The 24,275-nt window shown below is 72.0% G+C and carries 14 protein-coding genes and 4 pseudogenes; 10 read left to right on the top strand and 8 right to left on the bottom strand.

Annotated elements, in window-relative coordinates; genetic code table 11:
* Nucleotides 1-7: 7 nt before the first annotated feature.
* Together IPN03_21770 and IPN03_21765 are read right to left on the bottom strand one after the other, a co-directional pair.
* Nucleotides 8-832: a 3-keto-5-aminohexanoate cleavage protein gene (locus IPN03_21770; protein ID MBK9376275.1), complete on the bottom strand. Its 825-nt coding sequence runs from the start codon at nucleotides 830-832 to the stop codon at nucleotides 8-10.
* Nucleotides 833-913: 81 nt separating this feature from the next.
* The gene (locus IPN03_21765; protein ID MBK9376274.1) at nucleotides 914-1,945 is read right to left on the bottom strand and encodes an L-erythro-3,5-diaminohexanoate dehydrogenase; all 1,032 of its coding nucleotides are present in this window, start codon (nucleotides 1,943-1,945) and stop codon (nucleotides 914-916) included.
* 142 nt (nucleotides 1,946-2,087) lie between these two features.
* Here IPN03_21765 and IPN03_21760 point away from each other — a divergent pair, with 142 nt between their 5' ends.
* Together IPN03_21760 and IPN03_21755 are read left to right on the top strand one after the other, a co-directional pair.
* A complete protein-coding gene (locus IPN03_21760; GenBank protein MBK9376273.1) occupies nucleotides 2,088-3,071 on the top strand; it encodes a UbiA family prenyltransferase in 984 nt (327 codons plus the stop codon).
* 38 nt (nucleotides 3,072-3,109) lie between these two features.
* Nucleotides 3,110-3,649 (top strand): hypothetical protein, encoded by a 540-nt coding sequence (locus IPN03_21755; GenBank protein ID MBK9376272.1) that lies wholly within the window; start codon nucleotides 3,110-3,112, stop codon nucleotides 3,647-3,649.
* Between the two features lie 115 nt (nucleotides 3,650-3,764).
* Here the strand turns inward: IPN03_21755 and IPN03_21750 are convergent, their stop codons facing one another.
* The 3 genes from IPN03_21750 to IPN03_21740 are packed head-to-tail and all read right to left on the bottom strand — an operon-like array spanning nucleotide 3,765 to nucleotide 5,927.
* Nucleotides 3,765-4,361, bottom strand: coding sequence for a hypothetical protein (locus IPN03_21750; protein ID MBK9376271.1), 597 nt, complete (start codon nucleotides 4,359-4,361; stop codon nucleotides 3,765-3,767).
* Between the two features lie 58 nt (nucleotides 4,362-4,419).
* Nucleotides 4,420-5,013 (bottom strand): TlpA family protein disulfide reductase, encoded by a 594-nt coding sequence (locus IPN03_21745; protein MBK9376270.1) that lies wholly within the window; start codon nucleotides 5,011-5,013, stop codon nucleotides 4,420-4,422.
* Nucleotides 5,010-5,927: a TIGR02757 family protein gene (locus tag IPN03_21740; protein MBK9376269.1), complete on the bottom strand. Its 918-nt coding sequence runs from the start codon at nucleotides 5,925-5,927 to the stop codon at nucleotides 5,010-5,012. The genes IPN03_21745 and IPN03_21740 overlap by 4 nt, the downstream gene beginning before the upstream one ends.
* A 73-nt stretch (nucleotides 5,928-6,000) precedes the next feature.
* Between IPN03_21740 and hflX the strand changes: the two genes are divergently transcribed.
* Together hflX and IPN03_21730 are read left to right on the top strand one after the other, a co-directional pair.
* A complete protein-coding gene (gene hflX / locus IPN03_21735; GenBank protein MBK9376268.1) occupies nucleotides 6,001-7,149 on the top strand; it encodes a GTPase HflX in 1,149 nt (382 codons plus the stop codon).
* On the top strand, nucleotides 7,146-12,449 hold the full coding sequence (locus IPN03_21730; GenBank protein MBK9376267.1) for a sigma 54-interacting transcriptional regulator: 5,304 nt from the start codon (nucleotides 7,146-7,148) through the stop codon (nucleotides 12,447-12,449). Before hflX ends, IPN03_21730 begins: the two co-directional genes overlap by 4 nt.
* 85 nt (nucleotides 12,450-12,534) lie before the next feature.
* On the opposite strand, the gene IPN03_21725 is transcribed toward IPN03_21730, so the two are convergent.
* The 3 genes from IPN03_21725 to IPN03_21715 form a co-directional block, all read right to left on the bottom strand.
* Nucleotides 12,535-15,591, bottom strand: a complete 3,057-nt coding sequence (locus IPN03_21725) for an efflux RND transporter permease subunit (GenBank protein ID MBK9376266.1) — start codon at nucleotides 15,589-15,591, stop codon at nucleotides 12,535-12,537.
* 103 nt (nucleotides 15,592-15,694) lie between these two features.
* Nucleotides 15,695-16,960 carry an efflux RND transporter periplasmic adaptor subunit gene (locus IPN03_21720; protein MBK9376265.1) on the bottom strand — a complete coding sequence of 422 codons (1,266 nt, stop codon included), beginning with the start codon at nucleotides 16,958-16,960 and terminating at the stop codon, nucleotides 15,695-15,697.
* Nucleotides 16,957-18,117, bottom strand: coding sequence for a TolC family protein (locus IPN03_21715; protein MBK9376264.1), 1,161 nt, complete (start codon nucleotides 18,115-18,117; stop codon nucleotides 16,957-16,959). Before IPN03_21715 ends, IPN03_21720 begins: the two co-directional genes overlap by 4 nt.
* Before the next feature lie 250 nt (nucleotides 18,118-18,367).
* Here IPN03_21715 and tal point away from each other — a divergent pair.
* From tal to IPN03_21685, 6 genes and pseudogenes are all read left to right on the top strand, one after another.
* Nucleotides 18,368-19,480: pseudogene (gene tal, locus IPN03_21710) on the top strand (transaldolase).
* Nucleotides 19,481-19,550: 70 nt separating this feature from the next.
* A pseudogene (locus tag IPN03_21705) lies at nucleotides 19,551-20,888 on the top strand (glucose-6-phosphate dehydrogenase (NADP(+))).
* A 108-nt stretch (nucleotides 20,889-20,996) separates the two neighbouring features.
* Complete coding sequence (locus IPN03_21700) at nucleotides 20,997-22,235, top strand: glucokinase (GenBank protein ID MBK9376263.1); 1,239 nt, start codon at nucleotides 20,997-20,999, stop codon at nucleotides 22,233-22,235.
* Nucleotides 22,236-22,262: 27 nt separating this feature from the next.
* Nucleotides 22,263-22,574, top strand: a pseudogene (locus tag IPN03_21695) (glucokinase).
* Between the two features lie 60 nt (nucleotides 22,575-22,634).
* Nucleotides 22,635-23,735: a fructose-1,6-bisphosphatase gene (locus IPN03_21690; protein MBK9376262.1), complete on the top strand. Its 1,101-nt coding sequence runs from the start codon at nucleotides 22,635-22,637 to the stop codon at nucleotides 23,733-23,735.
* Nucleotides 23,736-23,974: 239 nt separating this feature from the next.
* Nucleotides 23,975-24,243: pseudogene (locus tag IPN03_21685) on the top strand (FKBP-type peptidyl-prolyl cis-trans isomerase).
* The last annotated feature ends 32 nt before the right edge of the window (nucleotides 24,244-24,275 follow it).

The following is a 24,275-nucleotide window of genomic DNA, read 5'->3' as shown; positions in this document are numbered from 1 at the left end:
CGCAGCCTCAGGCCTTCCGGAGCTTCAGCATCGCGCGGACGTCGTCGGGCCGCGCGAGCTCCCGGCCGCAGTCCTTCGCGATGCGGGCGGCGCGCTCCACGAGCTCGGCGTTGCTCTTCGCGAGGCGCCCCTTCGTGTAGTAGATGTTGTCCTCGAAGCCGACGCGGATGTTCCCGCCGAGGGCGAGGGCTCCATAGATCGCGTCGAGGTTCGCCTTGCCGCCGATCCCCATGACGGTCCAGTGCGCCCCCTTCGGGAGCTTTCTCACGAAGAAGTCGAGGACGTCGACCTCGTACTTCGCCGAGCCGGGGACGTTCAGGACGAGGCCGTAGTGGTACGGCTCGTCGAGGAGCCCTTCCTTGATCAGGATGTGGCTCGCGTAGACGTGCCCGAGGTCGAAGCACTCGAGCGTCGGGCGGACGCCGTGCTCGCGCATCGCCTTCGCGAACTGCCGCATGACGGGGAGCGTGTTGACGATGTACTCGTCGCCGAAGTTGACGGTCCCGCAGTCGAGGCTCGCCATCTCGGGCTTGAGCGTCACGGGCTGGAGGCGCTCCTCGGGCGTCATCCCGACGGCGCCGCCCGTCGTGCACTCCACGACGATGTCGCACCGCGACCGGACGAGCTCGATCGCCTTCCGGAAGACGGCGACGTCCTGCGTCGGCGAGCCGTCGTCGTGCCGCACGTGGAGGTGGAGGACCGCGGCGCCGGCCTCCCAGGCCTCGAAGGCGCTCTGCGCGATCTCCTCGGGGGTGACCGGGAGGGCGGGCTGCGACTCCCGGGTCGTCTCGGCGCCGGTGACGGCGCAGGTGATGATGACCTTCTCGCTCATGTGAGCCTCCGTGGGGACGTTCGACGTCCGGCCGCGCCGCACGCGGCGGCCGCGGGAAAGGCGCCCGGCGGGCGCGGACCCTCAGACGTAGCGGGTTTCGAAGAGCCGGCGGAGCTTCGCGTTCTCGCGCAGCTCGGCCAGCGTGATCTCGGCGTGCCCCTTCGTGTAGCCGTTGCCGACGATCATGGTGACGTCCTTGCCGACGCCCTCGGCGCCGAGCGCGGCCTTGCCGAAGTGCGTCGCCATGCTGAAGAAGTAGACGGTCCCTTCCTGCCGGCAGGGCAGGATGCTGCTCATCTCGGTGTTCTGCACGTTCACGCAGTTGAAGACGACGTCGTACTCGGCACCGCCGTTCGCGGCGAGGACGGCCTCCATCAGCGCGACCGGCTTCGTCGCGTCGGCCACGACGACCTCGTGGCAGAGGTCGAGGCTCGCGAGCGTCTCGGCGTCCTCTTTCAGGTAGACGTTCCCGACGACGCGGCCCGTGGGGCCGACGCGCTTCATCGCCTCCCAGGCGACGAGCATCCCGCTCTTGCCCCCCGCGCCGAGGATGAGAACGCTCTGCCCCGGCTTCACGAGCTTGGCGGCCTGTGCGGGCGCGCCGGCGACGTCGAGGGCGGCGAGCGCGAGCCCCTCGTCCATGTCGGCGGGGAGCTTCGCGTAGATGCCGCTCTCGAAGAGGACGGCCTGCGCCTCCACTTCGACGCGGTCGATCTCGGGGTGGATCTTCACGATCCGCGCGATCTTCAGCGGCGTCAGGCTGAGGGAGACGAGGCTCGCGATCCGGTCGCCCGGCTTCAGGTCCCGCCCCGCGAGCGCCGCGCCGACCTTCGCGACCGTACCGATGAACATCCCGCCCGAGCCGGTGACGGGGTTCTGCATCTTTCCGCGCTCGGCGACGATCGAGAGGATCTTCGACGCGATCTTCGCCAGGTCGCCTCCGGCCTCCTCTTCGATCTGCGTGAAGCTCGCCGAGTCGATGTTCAGCGCGCTCACGTCGACGAGGATCTCGTTCTCCCCGATCTTCGAGAAGTCGTTGTCGAGGCGGAGCGCGGGCTGGGGAAGAACGCCCTTCGGCTCGAGGACGCGGTGGGAGCCGTATTTGCAGGCCATGGTCCCTCTTTGCGATCGCGTTTCAGGATCCGCCCCGTCGGGCCGGTCCGACACGAAGGCGCCCCGCCAGGCCGTTTCCGGGCCGGGGGGCCGACCGGCGAGGATATCAGAGGACTTCGGTGTAGCCTCGACGGACGTCCTCATGACGCCCCGCACCGCCATCCGCCTCACCCGCCCCTTCACGCTCCTGCCGCCGCTCCTCGGCATCGTCTCGGGGGCCGTCTGCGCCTTCGGGAGCATCCACAACCCCGACCCTGGGCACCGGCTCACCTGGGCCGTCGTGGGTGCCATCGCCCTCGGCTCGCTCTGCGCGTCGTTCCTGAATGCCGCCTCGAACGCCCTGAACCAGATCACCGACCTCGAGGTCGACCGGGTCAACAAGCCCGACCGGCCGCTCGTCACGGGCGAGGCCGGGATCCGGGAGACCTGGGTCCTCACCTGGGTCCTCTACGTCCTGGCGATGGTTCCCGTCTGGTTCGTCGTCGTACCGCCCCGCGAAGGGATCGCCGCGCGCCTCCTCGCGCCCCTCCCGACGCACCAGACGTTCTTCCTCTTCCTCGGCGGCCTCGTCTTCACGCTCGTCTACTCGCTGCCGTCGTGGGGGCGGACGAAGCGCCTCGGCATCTGGGCCAACCTCACGATCGCCATTCCCCGCGGCGCGCTCCTGAAGGTCGCCGGCTGGACGATGGTCGCCCCGGCCCTCGCCCTCGAGCCGTGGGTCATCGGGTTTCTCTTCTTCCTCTTCCTCGTCGGGGCCGCCTCCACGAAAGACTTCTCCGACGTTCCGGGGGACCGGGCCGGGGGCTGCCAGACGCTCCCGATCCTCCACGGGAACCGCAAGGCCGTGGCGATCATGTCGCCCTTCTTCGTCCTGCCGTGGCTCCTCCTGATCCCGCTCGGATTCCTGCCCGACCCGCTCGCGCCCGAGCACCGTCTCCTGACCGGGAACCCCTGGCTCCTCGCGGCGCTCGGCGTCCTCCTCTCGGCCTGGGGCCTCTACACGGTGAGTCTCCTCCGCCGGAACCCCGACGAGCTGTCGACCACCGAGAACCACCCCTCCTGGACCCACATGTACCTGATGATGATGGCCGCGCAGGTCGGGTTCGCCCTGGCCTACGTTCTCTGACCGGTCGCGTGCCTGCGATCGGGTACGATCGTCCCGGCATGAGCGTTCCGAGCACCCAGCCGCCGACGGTCGACGTCCCGTCCCTCTCCGTCCGATGGGAGGGGCTCGTCATCGTCATCGACGAGCAGACGATCAACACCTTTCTCCACCGGGCGACGCAGCGGGTCCCGGAGATCTCCGGCATCCAGGTCGAGGCCGACGGCGGCGTCCTGGGCCTGACGATCAAGGTGAAGAAGGGGTTCCGCTTTCCGCTGAAGAGCAAGGTCACGTCGATCCGCTTCCGCGACGGCTGGCTCGGTTTCGCGCTGGAGGAGCTGAAGGTCTTCGGCTTCATCCCGATCCCGCCCTGGGTCATCAAGCGGATCGTCGCCCACCAGCCGCCGGGCTTCGCGTTCTTCTACCCCGACGACCGCGTCGTCGTCCTCAACCTCTCCACGGTCCTCCCGCCCGAGCTCTCGCTCGAGGTGCGGGAAGTCCGCTGCGAGAACGGCGAGATCCGCATCGCCTTCGGTCCGAGCCGCCTCCGCCTCGACCGCCTCGTCGCGGCCATGGACAGGGACCCGTTCGACATGGACTGAAGTGGATCGGGGAGGCTCGCCACGAGCCTCCCCGTTAACTTCGTCGCGAAGCCTTCCCTGCCGCGCGGAGGGGGCTGCGGGGGAAACCGGCGGTCCGGGTTCCCCCGCGACACTGTCAGTCGATGACGACCCTCACGTGGGCGTCGTCGCTCGTCACCTCGATGACGTCGCCGCGGGCGGCGTCCCGCATCTCCTCGAAGAGGGCGCGGATGTCGAGGTCCTCGTCACCCGAGACGGCAGCTTCCATGTAGCGGGCGGGGAAGCGGATGGTGACGATCTGGCGGGGCGGCCCGTCCTCTTCGCCGACCCCTTCCTTCACCGTCAGGTGAATCTCGCCCTTCTCCCGGCGAAACGTCATCTCGCTGCCTTCGTGGAGCTTCACGACGTCGGTCCCGTCGGGCTTTCCGGCCAGCTCCGTCCAGATCTCCCGGACGATCTCCGAGGCGACGGTGTCGTCGAAGTGGAGGTTCGCTTCGCGCTGCAGCTTCCGGGCCGAGACGGCGTGGAGACCGCCGCGGAAGAGGAACCAGGGAACGGTGATGCTCACCCTTTCCCCGTGCCCCGGCGTCCCGGTCTCCTCGATCACCATCCTCAGGAACCGCGGCCGGCTGCCGTGGCCGGTTCCCTCAGGCGGGGGGACGACGAGCGTGTAGCCGAGAACGAACAGCGCGAACCAGAAGAGGGCGTTTGCAGTGGACCTGATCTCCCTCATGTCGGTCTCCCCGCCCTGAGTAACGGAGCCGGGGCGAAAAGGTTCCGGCCGCCGCCGGTCAGCCGGCCGCGGGGCTGGCCAGGGCCTTTGCCGCCAGCGCGTCGAGAGCCGATCGGGCGGCTGGCGAGGTCCAGTCCTGCGCGCCCACCTGGTGCAGGAGGACCTCCCCGTCCGGGGAGAGGAACCAGGTCTCCGGAAACTTCTCCGTTCCGAAGGCCGAGGCGGCGCTCTTCTTCGGGTCGAGGGCGATAGGGAGGTCGCCCGCGTTCCGTTTCGCCAGGAAGCCGTCGACCACCGTCCACTCCTCGTCGACCGAGACGGCCACGAGCTCGATCCGCGGGTTGGACTTCACCCCTCTCCACCAGGCGAGGAGGCCGGGCAGCTCTTCCTCGCACGGGGCGCACCAGGTCGCCCAGAAGTGGACGACGAGGAGCTTCCCGGACGGGGCGGACAGGTCGCGCGTCGTGCCGTCCTTCAGGGTGACGGGGCTCGGGCCGGGTCTGGCGGCTGCTTCGGCTGCGGCTGCGGCGGGCGGCGGCTCGATGACCTTCGTCGAGCCCTTCCGGAGGGCTCCGCGGTAGGTGATGCCGAGGGCGAGAGTGACGATCGCCCCGAGGGCGATGAGGAAGATCCGGCTCTTCGAGAGGTTCATGCGGGGATAGCTCCTGTCGCGTGGGATCGTACAGGCGGCCGTCCCGAAGGGCTGGCCGCGCGGCAGACGGGGCGGACGGCGCAGTCGCCGCACCGGGAACGGCGCGGGTCGCGCACGCACTCGGCGAGGATGCCGAGGCGGGAGAGCGACCAGTCGAACCGCACGGGGTCCTCAGGGTCGACCTTCGCGAGCCACCCGGTCGCCTCCCGCGAGGCCCGCAGGTCGGCCGTCGGGCGGGCCGTCAGGCCGAGGTAGCGGGAGATCCTGTGGACGTGGGTGTCCATCGGGAGGAGGAGGCGCGCGGTGGAGAAGCCCGGCCCGCGCCAGAGACCGAGGTCCACGTCGCCCCTGCGCACCGTCCAGCGCAGGAAGAGGTGTGCCCGTTTGCACGCCCCGCCCTCCGCGGGGGAAGGGAGGAGGAAGCGCAGCCCCCTCGGCAGCGCGCCCGCCGGAACACCCGTTCTTTCCCGGAGCACAGAGAAGAAGCGGGCGAGGGCCGGAACGTAGTCGGCGCCTCCGTCGTCCCCGGAGGCGAAGAGGGCCGCGAGCGAGCCTTCGGTCCGGAGCGTCTCGCCGATGGCCCGCAGGAACGGCAGGAGGGATCCGGCATCGACCCACCTGTGGACGAAGCCGTCGAGCTCTGTCCAGGTCTTGCCTTGCCCGCGAAGGGCCACCGCCGGCTCCGGCCCGAGGGCGCGGAAGAGCCTCTCGAGAGAAGCATTGATCGAAGCGACGCGTCCGAAGGCGAGCGACGACGCCAGGAACGCCGCCACCTCGCGGTCTTCCGGCCGCCCATAACGGTGTGGAAAGAGAAGGGGATCCGAATCGAGGCGCTGCCCACGCCAGGCGACCTCGAGGTTATGGAGGTGCGAGGCCAGCGTCGGAACGTCCGGGAGCCGGGGACGCCGTCTCATCCACCCGGGAGCATAACCGCGCGAGGGTCTCTTTCGGACCCGCCTGCCGGCTTTGTTGGTAGCATGCGAGATCGTGACTGAGAAGGAACCGGACGGTCGGTCTGCAGCTCCCGCTGCCCGACCGAAGACGAACAAGGCCATCATCGTCGGGGTCTACGGCAAGGGGCTCGGCCGCGCCGAGGCCGAGGACCACCTCGACGAGCTCGAGCGTCTCGTCGACACGGCGGGTGGCGTCGTCGTCGCCCGCGCCCTCCAGGAGCGTTCGTCGCCCGACCCGGCGACCTACGTCGGCAAGGGGAAGCTGAAGGAGATCGCGGAAGCGGCCGAGGCGATGGAAGCGGGCTGGGTCGTCTTCGACGACGATCTGTCCCCCTCGCAGAACCGCAACCTCGAGAAGGAGCTGCCGGCGCAGGTCCTCGACCGGCCGAACGTCATCCTCTCCATCTTCGCCTCCCGGGCCCGCAGCCGCGAGGCGATGACGCAGGTCGAGCTCGCCCGCCTGCAGTACCTCCTGCCGCGTCTCACCGGCGCGACGACCGGCATGGCCCAGCAGAGGGGCGGCGGCGCCTTCCGCGCGGGCGGCGGCGAGAAGAAGCTGGAGCTCGACAAGCGGAAGATCCGCCGGCGGATCGCGACCCTGAAGGAAGACCTCGAGAAGATCGAGACGAGCCGCAACGTCCGCCGCCGCCACCTGCGCAACGTCGCGACCGTCTCCCTCGTCGGCTACACGAACGCCGGCAAGACGACCCTCTTCAACCGCCTCACCTCCTCGAAGGAGTTCGCCGAGGACCGCCTCTTCGCGACGCTCGACGCGCGCCACGCGCGCCTCCACGGCGTCGGCGGCCGGGCGATCGTCGTCTCCGACACGGTCGGCTTCCTGCGCAAGCTCCCCCACACGCTCGTCGCCTCCTTCCGCTCGACGCTGAAGGAGGTCGAGGAGGCCGACCTCCTCGTCCACGTCGTCGACGCCTCCTCGCCGCACGCCGAGGACCAGCGCCGCGTCGCCGAGGAGGTCCTCACCGACCTGGGCGTTCCGGCCGACCGGATCCTCCTCGCCTACAACAAGACCGACCGCCCGGGGGCCGTGACGCCCCCGGGGCAGATCGCGATCTCGGCCGTCACCGGCGAAGGTCTGCCCGACCTGCGCCAGTCCATCGTGGCCCGTCTCCTCGCGCTCGGCGTGGCGGTCCCAATCCTCGGAGCGCCCCCCACGCCCGCATGAACCGCCCGGGCGCCGCGCTTCCGCCGCGCTTCGAGGCGCGTGCGGCCCTGTCGGAAGGGACGTCGCCCCGCGTCGTCGCCGCGTTCGACCGGGAGACGGGCCGGCGCGTCGTCCTGAAGATCGGCGGCGGCGCGGCCAGCGAGGACACCCTGGCGCTGCGCAAGGAGTTCCGGCTCCTCGCCTCGCTCGACCACCCCTCCATCGTCAAGGCGCGCGACTTCGGCTTCACCGCCGAAGGGCTCGCCTGGTTCTCCACCGACGAGGTCGACGGGCCCGACCTGGCCACCTTCGCCCGCTCGCACGCCCTCCTCGAGAACCTCTCGGCTCTCGCCGACGTCGCCCACGCCCTCGACTACGTCCACTCGCGCGGCCTCGTCCACGGCGACGTGAAGCCGACGAACGTGAGGGTCCTCGGCGAGCGCGCCTTTCTCCTCGACTTCGGCCTCGCCTTCGCGCGCGGCGAGGAGGTCGCGGGCATCCGCGGCACGCCCGCCTACCTCGCCCCGGAGGTCCTGCGCGGCGGCAAGCCCGACCGGCGGGCCGACCTCTACGCCCTCGGCGTCACGTTCTACGAGGCGCTCACGGGCGTCCTTCCCACCGCCGGGCGCGACCTCGGCGGCGTCCTGCGCTTCCACCTCGAGGAGGACGTCCCGGTCGCCTCGCGGGTCACGCCCGGCATTCCGAGCCGCCTCGACCGGATCCTGGCGCAGCTCATGGAGCGCGACCCGGCGGCGCGGACCCCCTCCGCCAGGACGCTCCTCGACGATCTCGGGCGCGACTTCGGCCTCGTGCGCGGATCGACGTGGGACGCGCGGCCCGAGCTCCTCACGCCTCCCTTCTGCGGGCGCGTCGAGCTCCTGGGGCGCTTCACGCAGGCGCTCCGCCACGCCGCGGAAGGGTCCGGCAAGGCGATCGTCGTCCTCGGCCCCGAGGGCGCGGGCAAGTCGCGCCTCCTCGCCGAGTGGCGCGCCCTCGCGCAGTCGGAAGGGGCCCTCGTCGTCGAGGGGCGGGCCGTCGCCGAGGACCGCACTCCCTACCGGCCCGTCCTCGACGTCCTCTCGGCCCTCACGCGCCGCGGCGGCTCGGCCGGCGCCCCCGCGCGCGCGGCCCTCGCGCGGGTCGCGCGCCTCGCCGCCACCGGGGCCGACGCGCCCCCCATCTCGCGGATCACCGAGGAGTCGAGCCGGCTCGCGCTCTTCGACGAGGTCCTCGCCGCGCTCGAGGCCACGCGCCGCGCCGAGGCGGGAGAGCGCCCGCTCGTCGTCCTCGTCGACGACCTCCACCTCGCCGACCGCGCCACCGCGGCGCTCCTCTCGTTCCTCTTCAAGGCGGCCGAGTCGCGGCCCCTGATCGTCGCTGCCGCAGCCGAGCCGGCAGCGCCTCCCGAGCCGGGGACCGACCCGAACGAGGCGCTCGCGCCGCTCGAGGACCTCGCCCTTCCCCCCTGGACCCTCGCCCCGCTCTCCGACGGAGAGACCGTCAACGCCGCGGCGGGGGCGCTCGGGAGGAAGGACCTTCCCGAGGAGCTGGCCAGGCTCGTCCAGCACGAGAGCCAGGGGTGGCCCGGGCCGCTCGTCGCGCTCCTCGAGCAGCTCGTCGAGAAGCGGGTCGTCTCGCTGCGCGACGGGCAGCTCGTCGTCGACGCGGAGCTGCGCCGGCGCTTCTCGCGCCCCGGCGCGGCGGCCGAGTGGGCCGACTCCCGCCTCGCGGCGCTCCCGCCGGCCCGGCGCGAGCTCCTCGCGGCGCTCGCCGTCGTCCCGGCCGACCTCACGTTCGAGCTGGCCCTGCGTCTCTCGGCCGTCGCCCTCGGCGAGCGTTCGGGAGGCGCGGTGCGCGAGGCCGACGCCCTCGCCGACGCCCTGGGCGCGCTCGCCTTCGCCGGGCTCCTCGGGAAGAGGGAGCTGTCGGGCGAGCCCGTCTGGGAGTTCGCCCTGGCCCGGACCCGCGAGCACCTGGCGGCCTCTCTCCCCGACGAGAAGCGCCGCCTCCTGCACGACGCGGCCGCCGGGTACTTCGAGGAACGCCTCGCCGCGCGTCCCGACCTCCTCCCCTCCGCGGCGCTCCACGCGCTCCGGGGGAGCGACGCGGAGAGGGCCGTCCGCCTGGGCCTCGCCTCGGCGGCGCGGGCCGAGAGGCTCTTCGCCTACGACCAGGCGGCGCAGTCCTACAGCGGCGTCCTCGAGTTCCTCGACCTCGCGGGGCGCGCGGCCGAGAAGGCGGCCGTCCGCGAGAGGCTCGGCGACGTCCACTTCCGCGCCGGCAACTGGCGGCGCGCGCTCTCGGCCTACCACTTCCTCCTCAAGGAGCTCGGCGTCCGTCCCGACGCCGACGACCCCGGCGTCCGCCGTCACGCGGCCCTCCTGACGTTCAAGATCGGGATGATCCGGCTGCGCCGCGGAGACGTGGAAGCCGCGCGCGCCCTCTTCGACCGCGCGGAGGGGGAGCTCGGCACCGTCGGGACGACCGAGGAGCGGGCGCGCCTGCTCGACGCCTCCGCCCGTGCGCGCCTCGAGCGGGGCGATCCCGACGGCGCCGAGGCGAAGGCCGAGGCGGCCCTCGCGCTCGCGGGCCCCGACCTGCCCGACGACCTCCGGTCGCTCCTGCTCGGCACGCTCGGGACGGTCGCCTTCCAGCGGGGCGACCACACCACGGCGCACGACCGGCTCACGGCGGCCGTCGAGGCGGCCCGCCGCAGCGAACGGGGCGACCTCGTCCGCCGCGCGCTCTCGGCCCTCGCGGCCGTCCTCGCCCGGACCGGGCGCTGGCAGGAGAGCGAGGCGATGGAGCGGGAGTGCCTCGACGAGGCCGAGCGCTCGCGCGACCTCTGGGGCATCACGGCCTCGCTCGCGAACCTCGCGACCCTCCAGTGCGGCCGGGGCGACTACGGCGCGGCGCGCAGCGGGCTGGAACGGGCGTTCGAGATCCACCGCCGGCTCGGCTCGCCCCTCGGGCAGGCCCAGACGGCCGTCGGCCTCGGGGCCTGCGACGAGGTCCTCGGGCGCTGGGACGAAGCGGAGGCGAGCTACCGCCTCGCTCTCGACCTGCTCGGCGACGCCCATGGGCACGCCGCCATCGACGCCCGCGCGGCGCTCGGGAACCTGCTCCGGAAGCGGGGCGACCTCGACCGGGCGGAGCGCTCCCTCTTCGACACGCTCGACGCGGCCCGCGGTACCGGCGAGGCGCCGCTCGTCGCGTCGGTCCTCCTCTCGCTCGCGCTCCTGGAACGCGACCGCGAGCGTCTCGACGAGGCGCGGCGGCACCTCGACCAGGTCGTCCAGACCCTTTCCGAAGGGGGCGCCACCGACGGCCTCGGCCGCGCCCTGGCCGACTCCGCCGAGCTGGCCTTCCGGATGGGCGAGATCGAGCGCTGCGAGCGGGAGACGGCCGAGGCGGGGCACCTCGCGCGCGGGCTCGGCGACCGCCACACCCTCGCCCGCATCCAGAGCCTCCAGGCCCGGCTCTCGCACCACGCGCGGCAGACGGGCGAGGCCGACCGTCTCTTCGAGGACGCCGTGCGCGGCCTGTCCGACATCGGCGCCGTCTACGACCTCGGCCGCTGCTACTACGAGTGGGGCGTGCGGACGCTCGAGAAGGCGCGCGCGGCCGCCCGGCTCGGGACGGCGGCGCGCCTCTTCGAACGGATCGGCGCGCTCCGGGAGCTGGAGAGGACGCGGGGCGTCCTCGAGCGGATCGCGACGAAGGCCGCGGCGGAGGCGGCCGGCGCCACCCCGCTCGGCCTCGGCGTCATCGGCCTCTACGAGGTCTCGCGCATCGTCAACTCCACGCGCGACCTCTCGGCCGTGCTGGCGGACATCGTCGACCTCGCGCTCAAGCGGCTCAACGCCGAGCGCGGGATGATCCTCCTCGCCGACCCGGTCACCGGGCGCCTCTCCGTGCGCGTCGCGCGGAACCTGAAGACCGGGCGCGAGGACGAAGCCGAGGCGATCTCGCGCTCCGTCGTCGAGCGGGTCGTCGCCGACGGCCGTTCCGTCAGCTCGGCCGACGCGCGGGTCGACCCGCGCTTCCAGGGGCGCGAGTCGATCCACGTCCACGCCATCGTCTCCTTCCTCTGTGTCCCGCTCCTCGTCAAGGAGAGGGCCTCGGGGGCGATCTACGTCGACCACCGCAACGCCCCGCGCCTCTTCTCGGAAAGCGACGGCGCGTTCCTCGAGGCCTTCGCCGACCTCGCGGCCGTCGCCATCGAGAACGCCCGCCTCGTGGAGGAGCTCCTCGAGGCGCGCCTCCGGCTCTCCGTCGAGAACGAGAGCCTGAAGGCGAACCTCGGGCGCGGCTGGAACCTCGACGCCCTCGTCGGCCGGTCCGAGGCGGCGAAGAGGGTGAAGGCGACTCTCCCGCGCGCGGCCGCGGGGCCGGTGACGGTCCTGATCCGCGGCGAGTCCGGGACCGGCAAGAACCTCGTCGCGCGGATCCTCCACGCCCTCTCGCCGCGGGCGCAGGGGCCGTTCATCCAGTTCAACTGCGCGGCGCTCCCCGAGACGCTCGCCGAGTCCGAGCTCTTCGGGCACGAGAAGGGCTCCTTCACCGGGGCCGACCGCAAGAAGCCGGGCCGCTTCGAGCTCGCGCAGGGGGGGACCATCTTCCTCGACGAGATCGGCAAGACCTCGCTCGGCATCCAGGGCAAGCTCCTGCGGGTCGTCGAGGACAAGGAGTTCGAGCGCGTCGGCGGGACGCAGACGCTGAAGGCCGACACCAAGATCATCTCGGCCACGAACCTCGACCTCGAGGCCGCCATCAAGCGGAACGAGTTCCGCGAGGACCTCTTCTACCGCCTCAACGTCGTCCCCATCGAGCTCCCGCCGCTCCGGAGCCGACTCGAGGACCTCCCCGCCCTCGTCGAGCACTTCGTCGTCAAGCTCTCCCGCGACCTCGGCGCCGACCCGCGCCGGCTCGATTCCGAGGTCCTCGACCTCTTCGCCCGCTACCCCTGGCCCGGCAACATCCGCGAGCTGGAGGCCACGCTCCACCGGGCCCTCGTCCTCACCCCGGGCGAGAAGCTCGGCGTCGACGACTTCCCCTGGATTCTCGAGTCGCCCCTCCTCTCGGCCGGGCGCCTCCCCGCGGCCCGCCTGGCCGGCCCGGTCGACCCCGAGCACGCCGTCGACCCCGAGTACTTCGACGCGCGGATGTCGGGCCTCGAGCGCGACCTCATCGAGCGCGCCCTCGGCGAATCGGGCGGGAAGATCCGCGAGGCCGCCCGGAGGCTGGGGCTGGCGCGGAACACCCTCAAGGCGAAGATGGCGAAGTACGGCCTACGGGGCCACGACTCGGGCCCGGACTGAAATGAGTTGGGGGAACCCGGACCGCCGGTTTCCCCCAAACCCCCTCCGCGCGGAGCGGACGGGAACCCGGACCGCCGGTTTCCCCCTACTTCCGCCGCCGCGCCACCCGCGCCTCGATCATCTCGTAGAGCGTCGGCAGGACGATCAGCGTCAGGAGCGTCGACGTCGTGATCCCGCCGATGACCACCGTCGCGAGCGGGCGGCCGACCTCGGCGCCCGCGCCGTGCGAGAGGGCCATCGGGAGGAAGCCGAGCGCCGCGACGAGGGCCGTCATCATCACGGGCTTCAGCCGCGTCGAAGCGCCCGTGAGCACCGCGAGGCGCAGCCCCATCCCCTCCTCGCGCAGGCGGTTCACCGACGTGATCATCACGACGCCGTTCAGGACCGCGACGCCGAACAGGGCGATGAACCCGACCGACGCCGAGAGGTTCAGGTTCAGGTCGCGCAGCCAGAGTGCCGCGACGCCGCCGACGAGGGCGAAGGGGACGTTCAGGATGACGAGCGCTGCCTGCCGCGCGAGGCGGAACGTGAGGTAGAGGAGCGAGAAGATGATCGCGAGCGAGAGCGGCACGACGATCATCAGCCGCTTCGTGGCGCGCTGCTGGTTCTCGAACTGCCCGCCCCACTCGAGGTGGTACCCCGACGGCACCGTCACCTTCTCGCGGACCCGCTTCTGACCCTCGGCCACGAAGCTGCCGATGTCGCGGCCGCGGACGTTCGTCTGGACGACGAGCCGCCGCTGCCCCGACTCGTGGCTGATCGCCTCGGGGCCCGGGGCGGTCGCGACGCGCGCCACGTTGCCGAGAGGCACCTTCTCGCCGCCGGGGGCCGTCAGAAGGATCGACGCGATCGCCTCCGGGCTCCGGCGCAGCTCGTCGGGGAGGCGCACGACGACGGCGAAGCGCCGCGGGCCGTCGAGGACCTCGGTCGCCGTCTTTCCGCCGACGGCCGTCTCGACGACGTCCCTCACGTCGGCCACGTTCAGGCCGGTGCGGGCCATCCGCGCGCGGTCGAGGTCGATCTCCACCTGCGCGGCCCCGGAGAGGACCTCCACCTGCAGGTCCGCGGCGCCGCGGACCGTCTCGAGGACGCGCCGGACCTCCTCGCCGAGCTTCTCGAGCGTCGCGTTGTCCGGCCCGAAGACCTTCACGGCCACGTCGGCCTTCACGCCCGAGACGACCTCGTCGAGGCGCATCGCCATCGGCTGCGTGAAGTTGATCTCGACGCCGGGCAGGTCCGCGAGCGCGACGGCCATCGCGTCGATCAGCTGTTCCTTCGTCCACCCGCTCTTCCACTCCTCGCGCGGGTGGAGGTTGACGTAGACGTCCCCCTGGTAGATCCCCATCGCCTCGGTGGCGACGTCGGGCCGGCCGATCTTCGTGACGACCTGCTTCACCTCGGGGAAGGTCGCGACGATCCGCTCCAGCTTCGTGGAGATCTCCACCGACTCCGGCAGCGAGACCGACGGGAGCTTGCGCGACTCGATCAGGATCGCCCCCTCGTCGAGGCGCGGCATGAACTCGCTCCCGAGGAACGGGATCGAGGCGAGCGCGACGACGACGACCGCGAGCGCGACGCCGAGCGTCCGCGCCCGGTGGTCCATCGCGTCGGCGAGGTGGACGCCGTAATAGCGGCGCAGGCGCCTGAACCACCCCTCGTCGTGCTCGTGCATCGTCTCCTTCAGGACGAGCGCCGAGGCGATCGGGACGGCCGTGAACGAGAGGAGGAGCGAGCCGAGGATCGCCGAGCAGACGGTGATCGCCATCGGCTTGAACATCTTCCCCTCGAGCCCCTGGAGCGTGAAGATCGGCAGGTAGACCGCGATGATGATCAGGACGCCGAAGAGGATCGGCCGGGCCACCTCGACGGCGGCGGCCCCGATGATCGTCTCGTGCTTCTTTCGCGGGTCCTCGCCCGGCGCCGGCTCGGCCCCCTTCTCGGTCTTGCGCCGGATGAAGTTCTCCATCATCACGACCGCGCCGTCGACGATGAGGCCGAAGTCGATCGCGCCGAGCGACATCAGGTTCGCCGAGACGCCGAAGATCTTCATCCCGAGGAAGCCGACGAGCATCGAGAGCGGGATCACGGCCGCCACGACGAGCGCGGCGCGGATGTCCTTCAGGAAGATGAAGAGGACGAGGACGACGAGGAGCGACCCCTCGAGGAGGTTCTTGCGCACCGTGTGGGACGTCCGGTCGATGACCTCGCTCTGGTCGTAGAACGGGACGATCGAGAGCCCCTTCGGCAGGCTCTCGGCGATCTCCTTCACCTTCGCCTTCACCCGCTCCGCGATCCTTTTTCCGTTCTCCCCCTGGAGCATGATGACCATTCCCGCGACGCTCTCGCCCTTGCCGTCGCGGGTCACGGCGCCGCTCCTCGGCATCTCGCCGATCGTCACGTCGGCGACGTCGGAGACGAAGACCGGGACGCTGTCGACCGTGGCCACGACGATCCGCTTCAGGTCCTCGATCCCGGTGGCGAGGCCCAGCCCGCGGACGGTGAAGCGCTCGGAGCGGTGCTCGATGAAGCCTCCGGAGAACGTCGCGTTGTTCTCCGAGAGGGCCGTCACCACCTGCCGGAGCGGGAGGCCGAAGCGGTCCAGCTTGCGCGGGTCGACGAGGACGTGGAATTCCTTCGTCTGGCCGCCCCAGGAATTGATCTCCGAGACGCCGCGCACGGCGCGCAGGCGCGTGCGGACGTCCCAGTCCTGCAGCGCCTTCTTCGTCATCGGGTCCGCGACGTCTCCCTCGATGAGGTACTGGTAGATCTCGCCGAAGGCGGTCGCCACCGGGCCCAGCGCCGGCTCGGTCCCCTCGGGGAGGCGCGCGCGGGCGTCGTTCACCCGCTCGGCCACGAGCTGCCGCGCGAAGTAGACCGGCACGTCGTCGTCGAAGACGATCGTCACGATGGAGAGGCCGAACTTCGAGAGCGAGCGGACCTCCTGGGAGCGCGGCACGCCCATCAGCGCCGTCTCGATCGGGTAGGTCACCTGCTGCTCGACCTCGGTCGCCGAGAGGCCGGGCGCCTCGGTCACGACGACGGCCTGGTTGTTCGTCAGGTCGGGGAACGCCTCGACCGGGAGCTCGTTCCAGGCCCAGAGGCCCGAGAGGACGAGGAACCCGACCATCGCGTGGACGGCCATCCGCCGGCGGTACGCGCCGGCCACGAACCGTTCGATCCCCTTCGGGTGCGGGCCGGTCTCGGCCTCGCCGCGGTGCCGGTGTCCGCGCTCGCCGCCGCTCACCTCACTCCTCCGCCGGCGCGGACGCCGAGAGGAGCTGCGACTTCAGGAGGAAGCTCCCCTGGGTCGCGACCTTCTCCCCGGCCGCGACGCCGGAGCGGATCTCGACGAGGCCCTCGCTCGACGCGCCGAGGGCGACCTCGCGCTTCTCGAAGCGCCCTTTCGCTCCCGCCACGAAGACGTACGGCTTGCCGTCCATCTCCTGGATCGCCGCCTCGGGAACGACGACCATCGGCCGCGGCGCCGACTCGCCGAGGGCGACGCGGGCGTACATCTCGGGCTTGAGGAGCCCGCCCGGGTTCGGCACCTGGCAGCGCACCGTCACGCGGCGCGTCTTCGGGTTCACCGCGTCGCCGACGAACGTCACCTGCGCGTCGAACGCCCGGTCGGGCCACGCGGCCACGTGGACCTTCGCCGGCCGTCCGGCGGCCACGAGCGGAATCCGCGTTTCGTCCACCTCGGCCATGGCCCAGAGCGCGGTCAGGTCGCTCACGACGAAGAGGAGCGTCCCGGGCGTGACGGTGGTCCCGGCCGTCACGTGCTTCTCGAGGACGACGCCGGCGAGCGGCGCGCGGACAGGGACCGATTCCCCGGTCTCGCCCGTCGGGTCCTCCTTGTTCGTCACGCCGAGATGCTCGAGCGCCTCCTCGGCGCGCCGCACCTCCGTCCTCGTCTGGTCCAGCTCCTCCCGGGCGGCCACCTGGTCGGTCTCGGCGCGCTGCCGCTCCTGCAGAGAGAGCGCCTTCTGCTCGTGCAGGCGCCCGGCCCGCTCCGCCGCCTGCGTCGCCCACGCCAGCTCCGTCTCGCGGCGGCGCCGATCGGCGACAGCCTTGCGGTAGTCGGCCCAGGCGTCGTGGACGACCCGGCTGTTGAGCTCCGCCAGGACGGCGCCCCGCCCGACGCGGGAGCCCACCTCGGACAGAATCCGTACGACGTCGCCCTCCACGAGCGACCCGATCCGCGCCGTCCGCGTCTCGTCGAGCGAGAGGACGGCAGGCGCGTCGAACGTCGCCGCCCGGGTCACGCCCTTCGCCTCGAGCACCTCGATCCCCGCCAGCGAGACCGACTTCTCGCCGAGCGTCACGGCGTCGGTCGGCGCCGTCGCGGGGACGGACTCGTCCACCGGCTTCGCCGTGAAGATCCTCACCACGACGACGGCGGGCACGAGCAGGAGGCCCACGGCCAGGAGGACCCGGGGGAGCCGGCGCGGCATGTGCCGCTGGTGGCGCTTCCAGAAGCTCTCGGGGGCGGGCGATTCGGGGCTGCTCAAGGGAGAACCTCCTGTCCGAGGGCGAAGCGGGCGGCGAGAGTTGCGAGGCGGGCGTCGACGGCCAGGTCGAGCGTCTCCCGCACGGCCTCGGCGGTCACGCGCTCGGCGTCGACGAGGGGAAGGACCTCCGAGACCCCTTCGCGGAACGAGGCGCGGGCGGCGCCGCGGGCGCCGAGGGCGGAGCCGAGGAGGCCCGAGGTCGCGGCCTCGGCGCGGGTGGAGAGCGTGCGCGCGGCGCGGACGAGCCCGGCGGTGCCGGCGGCGGTCTCGAGCTCGACCGACCGAAGGACGGCCTCGGCGGCCCGGACCTGGGCCTCACCGCGGGCCACGCCCGACGCGTTCGTGTCGAAGAGCGGGAGCGGGAAGGAGATCCCTGCGAGCGCGGTGTCGAGCCCGCCCGTCCGCTTGTAGCCGGCCGTCAGCGAGGGCTCGGGGGCGCGCAGCGCCTTCTCGAGACGCAGCGTCGCGCGGGCCGCCTCGAGCCGCTCGCGCGCCTCGACCACGGCGGGGCGCGTGGCGGCCGCCTCCCGGCCGAGCGCTTCGGCCTCCCCATCGGGCAGGGGAGGAACCGGGGGCATCGCGAGCCGCGCCGGGTCGACGGGGGCCTCCTCGCCGAGGAGGGCGGCGAGCCGCGCCGCGGCGTCGCCGAGCTCGAGCGTCGCGCGGGCCAGGAGCGCCTCGGAGCGGGCGTGCTCGGCCCTCAGCTTCAGGAGGTCGCCCTCGGCCGACCACCCCTCGGCGACCCGTTTCTCCACGGTCGCGATCATCGTTCCGAGGACGTCGCGGCTCTCGGTCAGGGCGGCGACGAGGTCCTGGCCGCGCACCGCTCCCAGGTAGAGGCGCGCCGCCTCGAGGACGACCATCTCGACCTCGCCGCGCGACGTGGCCCGCGCGGCCCGCGACAGCGCGGCGGCCTCGTCCCGGCGCGACGACCACGTCCCGAAGACGGGCAGCGGCTGCGACAGCTCGGCGACGACGTCGAGGTCGGCCTGCGCGTCGAACGGGTGGGCGTCGGTGCCTCGGCGCCAGTTCTCCACGCGCACCGTCGCCTCCGGATTCGGCAGCCGGCGGGCCTTCGTGGCGCTCGCGTCCGAGGCGTCCCGCCGCGCGGCGGCTGCGGCGGCGAGCGGGGCGCTCGCGGCGGCGGCCCGGAGCACGTCCTCGAAGGGAAGGGGGGCGGGAGGGACGGCGGCGGGCTCTGCACCCCTGACGGGGAGGAGACAGCCGCCGCGAGGAGGAGGGAGAGAGCGAGCCGGCTCATCGATCGGCGAGCGTAGCGCGAAATCTCGAATGAATATCGAACGAGCGCTTTCCCCGGCGGGCGGCGCGGACACGGGGCGCGGGAGAAGATAGGATCACCTCAAAACCGGGGACGGTCCTTCCGTTCCGAACCCCAGGAGGTTCCTCATGAACCGCTCCGTCGACTACCGGAAGCGTGGCCAGGCCGTCTGGCTCGACAGCATCTCGGCCCGCATGATCGCCACGGGAGAGCTCGCCGGACGGATCGAGGCGGGTGCCATCTACGGCGTCACGTCGAACCCGACGATCTTCGCCCAGGCCATCGGCAAGGGCGACGGCGACTACGAGAGCCGGATCGAGCACCTCGCCGACGAGGGCAAGGATGCCTTCGAGGTCTACGACGACCTCACGCGCGGCGACATCGCCGCGGGGGCCGACCTCTTCGCCGCCCAGCACGCCGCCAACGCCGAGGACGGCTGGATCTCCCTCGAGGTCCTCCCGAGCCTCGCCCTGGACATCGAAGGGACGATCGCCGAGGCCCGGCGGCTCCACGGCCTCCTCGGAAAGCCGAACGTCTTCATCAAGGTCCCCGCGACGCCGGCCGGCTGCCTCGCCATCCGCGAGCTCATCGGAACGGGCGTCTCGGTCAACGTGACGCTCATGTTCAACCGCAAGCACTATCGCGACGTGGCGCACGCGTACCAGGACGGCGTCGCCGCCTTCGTCGCCGCCGGCGGCGACCCTTCGAAGGTCGCCTCCGTCGCGTCGTTCTTCATCTCGCGGGTCGACACGCTCGTCGACAGGCTCCTGGCCGAGAAGGCGGGCACGGCTCCCGCGCCGCTTCGCGCACGGCTCGAGGCCCTGCGCGGCAAGGCCGCCCTCGCGAACGCCAAGGTCGTCTACCAGGACTACCTCGCCGCCTTCGGAACCGGCGCGTGGAAGGCGCTCGCGGCGAAGGGGGCCCGCGTGCAGCGCCCGCTCTGGGCCTCCACCGGGACGAAGAACCCCGCCTACTCCGATCTCCTCTACGTCGAGAACCTCGTCGGCCCCGACACCGTGAACACCCTCCCGGAGAAGACCCTCGAGGCCCTCCTCGACCACGGCCGCGACCTGGGAGACACCGTCCTCGAAGGGGTCGACGAGGCGCACCGGACGCTCGACGAGCTCAAGGAGCTCGGCTTCGACGTCGAGCAGCTCGGCGAGAAGCTCCAGGGCGAGGGGATCGTCTCCTTCGAGAAGTCGTACGACGAGCTCCTCGGCGTCGTCGAGGAGCGGCGCCGCGCCGCCCTCCTCGAGTCGGCGCGGACGGTGAAGATCCGGACGTGGTGCGCCGGCCCGTCCGACCGAGCGCATGAGCTCCACCTCTCCTCCCGCGGCGACGATCGTCATCTTCGGGGCTCGGGCGACCTCGCGCGCCGCAAGCTCGTCCCGGCCTCTTCGAGCTCCACTGCCAGGGGCAGCTCGCCCCGGAGACGGCGATCGTCGGCTTTGCCCGCTCGGTCGACTCCGACGACGCCTGGCGGGACGACCTGCGTGCCGCCCTCGCCGAGTTCGGCCGGACGGCCCACGGGGACGAGGAGTGGGGGAGCTTCGCCGCGCGCCTCTTCCACTTCAAGGGCGACCTGAAGCAGACGCAGAGCTTCGTCGACCTGAAGGCCCGCCTCGAGGCGCTCGAGGGGAGCGGGTCTCCCGGGAAACCGGCTCTACTACCTCGCCATCCCGCCCTCGGGCATCGGCGACGCCGCCGCGCGACTCGGCGAGGCGGGGCTCGTCCACGCGGTGGAGCCCTCCGGCCCCTGGTCGCGTCTCGTCGTCGAGAAGCCGTTCGGGCACGACCTCGCCTCGGCCCGCGCCCTCAACGAGAAGGTCCGCCACTCGTTCCGCGAGAGCCAGATCTTCCGCATCGACCACTACCTCGGCAAGGAGACGACCCAGAACCTCCTCGTCTTCCGCCTCGGCAACGGCATCTTCGAGCCGCTCTGGAACCGGCGCTACGTCGACCACGTCCAGATCACCGTCGCCGAGACGCTCGGCGTCGAGGGGCGCGGGAAGTTCTACGAGGAGTCGGGGATCTTCCGCGACATCGTCGAGAACCACATGCTCCAGCTCCTCTACCCGGCTACCGGCAGGAGCCGAACGTCGCCCCCGCCTCCGGCCGCGAGACGTACGCCGCGTGGAAGCTCCAGATCGAGAACTGGCGCTGGGCCGGCGTGCCGTTCTACCTCCGCGCGGGCAAGCGCCTGCCCAAGCGTGTCACCGAGATCGCCATCACCTTCAAGACGCCCCCCATCGCCCTCTTCCGCAGGGCGGGCTTCCTCGTCCAGGAGCCGAACGTCCTCGTCCTGAGGATCCAGCCCGACGAGGGAATCGCCCTGCGGATCGGAGCCAAGCAGCCCGGGCCGACGATGCGCGTCGAGACGGTGAAGATGGACTTCAAGTACTCGAGCACTTCGGCGAGAAGACCCCGACGCCTACGAGCGGCTCCTCCTCGACGCCCTGAACGGCGACCCCACGCTCTTCGCCAGGCGCGACGAGGTGGAGGCGGCCTGGGAGCTCGTCACCTCCGTCCTCGACGTCTGGAGCGAGAGCCCGCGCCCGGGACCTCCCGAACTACGAAGCCGGTACCTGGGGCCCCGAGGGGGCGATGGAGCTCCTCGCCCGCGACGGCCGCCGCTGGCGGCGGCCGTAGTCTCCGATCCGGAGCCATGTCGAAGACGCAGGTCACGGTGTTCCCGTCGTCCGGGCCGCCCCTCGCGGAGGGGGTCGCCGAGCTCTTCGCCTGCGCGCCGCCGAGGCGGTGGAGGAACGCGGGCGCTTCCGCGCCCTCGCCGGCGGCACCACGCCCCTCGCCGCCTACCGCCGGCTCGCGGCCTCCCCGTGGGCCGACCTCGTCCCGTGGGGCTCGGTCGAGGTCTTGTTCGGCGACGAGCGCTGCGTCGGCGAGTGCGACCGCGACCGCAACGACGCCGCCGCCCCGCGAGGCGCTCCTCCTCCACGTCCGGCCCGCCTGAGAACGTCCACCCCGTTGCGTCGCTCGCGCCGGACGGGGCCGAGCGGTACGAGGCGCTCCTGCGCGAGAGCCTCTCGGCCCGGCTCCGGCTGTCCTGGTCCTCGACCTCGTGCTCCTCGGCCTCGGCGAAGACGGCCACACCGCTTCCCTCTTCCCCGGCCTCGGCGGCCTGCGGAGACGGTACGGCTCGTCGTGAGGTGGACGGCGCGCCGAAGCCGCCCCCTCGCGCGTCACCTTCACGCTGCCGCTCCTCAACGCGGCGCGCTGCGCCGGCTTCGTCGTCTCGGGCCGGGAGAAGCGCGGCGCTCGCCCGGGTCCTCTCGGGAGACCGGGCCCTTCCCGCCGCTTGCGTCGACCCGCCGTTTGGAGAGGGCTTCTTCTTCCTGGACCGCGCGGCCGCGGGGGAGGACTGACCATGCTGCTCGCCGGAGACGTCGGCGGTACGAACATGCGGCCTCGCCCTCGAGGAAGTGGAGGACGGCGCCTCGTCGAGAAGCGCCGCGCGCGCTTTGCGACGCGCGACTTCTGACCCTTCGACGCCGCGACGGCTTCCTCGCGGGCGAGAAGCGGCTCGAAGCGGCGGCCTTCGGCGTCGCCGGTCCTGTGAGGCACGGCCGGGCCGAGGGGACGAACGTCGCCTTCTCGATCGACGCGGAGGAGATCCGCGCCGACCTCGGCGTCCCCGCGGTCGTCCTGAACGATCTCGAGGCGAACGCCTGGGGCCTCGCCGAGCTCGGCCCCGCCGACTTCGCCGTCCTGAACCGGGGCGAGGAAGACCCCACCGGCAACGGCGCCCTCATCTCGGCCGGGACCGGCCTCGGCGAGGCGCTCCTCTTCCGTTCCGGCCGCGGCTTCGTCCCGATGCCCTCCGAAGGGGGCCACGCCTCCTTCGCTCGCGCAACGACGAGGAGATCGACCTCCTCAGAGACCCCTTCGCCACCGGCACGGGGCACGTCCCCTGGGAACGCGTCGTCTCGGGGCCGGGCTCGCCACGCTCTACCGCTTCGAGCGCGAGCGTCGGCATAGCCGGAGCCTGGATGGCTCACCGAGGCGATCGCCGCGTCCGGCGACCCCGCCCCCCGTGTCAGCCGGGGCCGCGCTCGACGAGACCGACCCCGTCTGCCAGAGGACGCTGCACCGCTTCGTGTCCGGCTCTACGGGGCCGAGGCGGGGAACCTCGCGCTGAAGACCCTCGCCACCGGCGGCGTCTACGTCGGCGGAGGGATCGCGCCGAAGATCCTCCCGCTCCTTCGCGACGGCTTCTTCACCGCCTTTGCGGCCAAGGGACGCTTCGGTCCGCTCCTGGCGCGCATTCCCATCCGGGTGGTTCTCAACGACTCCTGCGCGATCCTCGGCGCCGGGCGCAGATCCCGGGTTTCTCGCCCGCGGACCCCGGGAACGGAGGGACGGCACCGTGACGAGCTGATGACCTCCACGGAGACGATCGGGACCCGGCTCCACCGCCACCTCTTCGAGACCGAACGGCGCTACCCGCAGGCCACCGGCGAGCTTTCGGCGCTCCTCTCGCAGCTCGCCCTCGCGGGCAAGCGGATCGCCGCGTCCTCTCCCGCGCCGGCCTCGCGGAGGTCCTCGGCGCCCTCGGGGAAGACGAACGTCCAGGGCGAGACGCAGCAGAAGCTCGACGCCCTCGCCAACGACATCTTCCTCGAGGCGTTCGCCTACGGGCAGCTCGTCCCGACCGTCGTCACCGAGGAGATGGACCTTCCCCGCGCCTCCCCCGAGAACGAGGCCGTCGCCGCCTCGGCGGGAAAGTACGTCGTCTTCGTCGACCCGCTCGACGGCTCCTCGAACCTCGACATCAACGGCGCCGTCGGGTCGGTCTTCTCCGTGAGGCGGATCGGCGGCTCGGGCCCCATCCACTCCGAGGCCGAGCTCCTCGCGCGCATCTCCCAGCAGCAGGTCGTCGCGGGCTACTTCGTCTACGGCCCCGCCACGATGCTCGTCTACACGGCGGGACCGAAGGCGGGCGTCCAGGGCTTCACGCTCGACCCGGGGATCGGCGAGTTCCTCCTCTCGCACCCCGACATCCGGATCCCCGCGCAGCGCACCTACTACGCCGGCAACGAAGGCTTCATCGGCACGAGTGGGAGGCCGGGCCGCGGCGTTCGTCGAAGCGGCTCCGGACGCCCGACCCCGGGCGCGGCCGCCCTCGCCCCGCGCTACTCAGGGGCCCTCGTCGTCGACGTCCACCGGATCCTCCTGAGGGGCGGCGTCTTCTTACCCGGCGACCGACAAATCGCCGGAGGGCAAGCTGAGGCTGCTGGTACGAGGCCGCGCCGGTCGCCATGGTGCTCGAGGAGGCGGGCGGAGTGGCGTCGAGCGGCACGCAGAGGATCCTCGACGTCCGATCCCGCGCAGCCACCAGCGGACCCCGCTCTACATCGGCGGCCGCGAATACGCCGAGGATCTGTACCGAGAGCTTCGTGCGCGCCCAGGAGGCGTGATCGCCTGCCCGTTATTCCCCACGGGTTACGCAGACCTCGCCCGGGACGCCCGGGGAGATGAGGAGGAATAACATGTTGTGATCGCCGGCCCTCCTCGTTGCTCTTCCTCCAGCCGCTTCTCGTCGCGCCAGTGACGGAAGGCCCGAAAGGTGACGAAGGCGGAGAAGCCCCGATGCCCTCGTCGAGGAAGAGCGCCAAGAAGGAGAAAAAGATGGAGAAGACCGAGAGCGGCCTCCAGTACGAGGATCTCCGTGGTGGGCACCGGGAGCGTCGCCCCCGAAGAAGGGCAACACCTGGGTCATGCACTACACGGGGTGGCTTTTGGAGAACGGGGAGAAGGGCGAGAAGTTCGACAGCTCGGTCGACCCGGGGGCTAGCCGTTCGAGTTCGAGCTCGGTGTCGGGCGCGTCATCGCGGGCTGGGACGAGGGCGTCGGCACGATGAAGGTCGGCGGCAAGCGGACCCTCCTCATCCCGCCGCAGATCGGCTACGGCGACCGCGGGGCCGGCAACGTCATCCCGCCGGGAGCGACTCTCCTGTTCGAGGTCGAGCTCCTGGGCGTCAAGTAGGACCGGGAGACCTTCTCCAGAGGACGAGCGGC

Source organism: Holophagales bacterium, from assembly GCA_016719485.1.
Classification (GTDB): domain Bacteria; phylum Acidobacteriota; class Thermoanaerobaculia; order UBA5066; family UBA5066; genus UBA5066.
Note: the sequence above shows the minus strand (reverse complement) of the source record. Positions and strands in the feature narration are given on the sequence as shown.

Bases quoted from the DNA above. Each gene is read 5' to 3' on its own strand.
- IPN03_21745 (MBK9376270.1), bottom strand. From the start codon at position 5,013: ATGAACCTCTCGAAGAGCCGGATCTTCCTCATCGCCCTCGGGGCGATC.
- IPN03_21760 (MBK9376273.1), top strand. From the start codon at position 2,088: ATGACGCCCCGCACCGCCATCCGCCTCACCCGCCCCTTCACGCTCCTG.
- IPN03_21765 (MBK9376274.1), bottom strand. From the start codon at position 1,945: ATGGCCTGCAAATACGGCTCCCACCGCGTCCTCGAGCCGAAGGGCGTT.
- IPN03_21770 (MBK9376275.1), bottom strand. From the start codon at position 832: ATGAGCGAGAAGGTCATCATCACCTGCGCCGTCACCGGCGCCGAGACG.
- IPN03_21730 (MBK9376267.1), top strand. From the start codon at position 7,146: ATGAACCGCCCGGGCGCCGCGCTTCCGCCGCGCTTCGAGGCGCGTGCG.
- IPN03_21690 (MBK9376262.1), top strand. From the start codon at position 22,635: ATGACCTCCACGGAGACGATCGGGACCCGGCTCCACCGCCACCTCTTC.
- IPN03_21725 (MBK9376266.1), bottom strand. From the start codon at position 15,591: ATGGCCGTCCACGCGATGGTCGGGTTCCTCGTCCTCTCGGGCCTCTGG.
- IPN03_21740 (MBK9376269.1), bottom strand. From the start codon at position 5,927: ATGAGACGGCGTCCCCGGCTCCCGGACGTTCCGACGCTGGCCTCGCAC.
- IPN03_21755 (MBK9376272.1), top strand. From the start codon at position 3,110: ATGAGCGTTCCGAGCACCCAGCCGCCGACGGTCGACGTCCCGTCCCTC.
- IPN03_21750 (MBK9376271.1), bottom strand. From the start codon at position 4,361: ATGAGGGAGATCAGGTCCACTGCAAACGCCCTCTTCTGGTTCGCGCTG.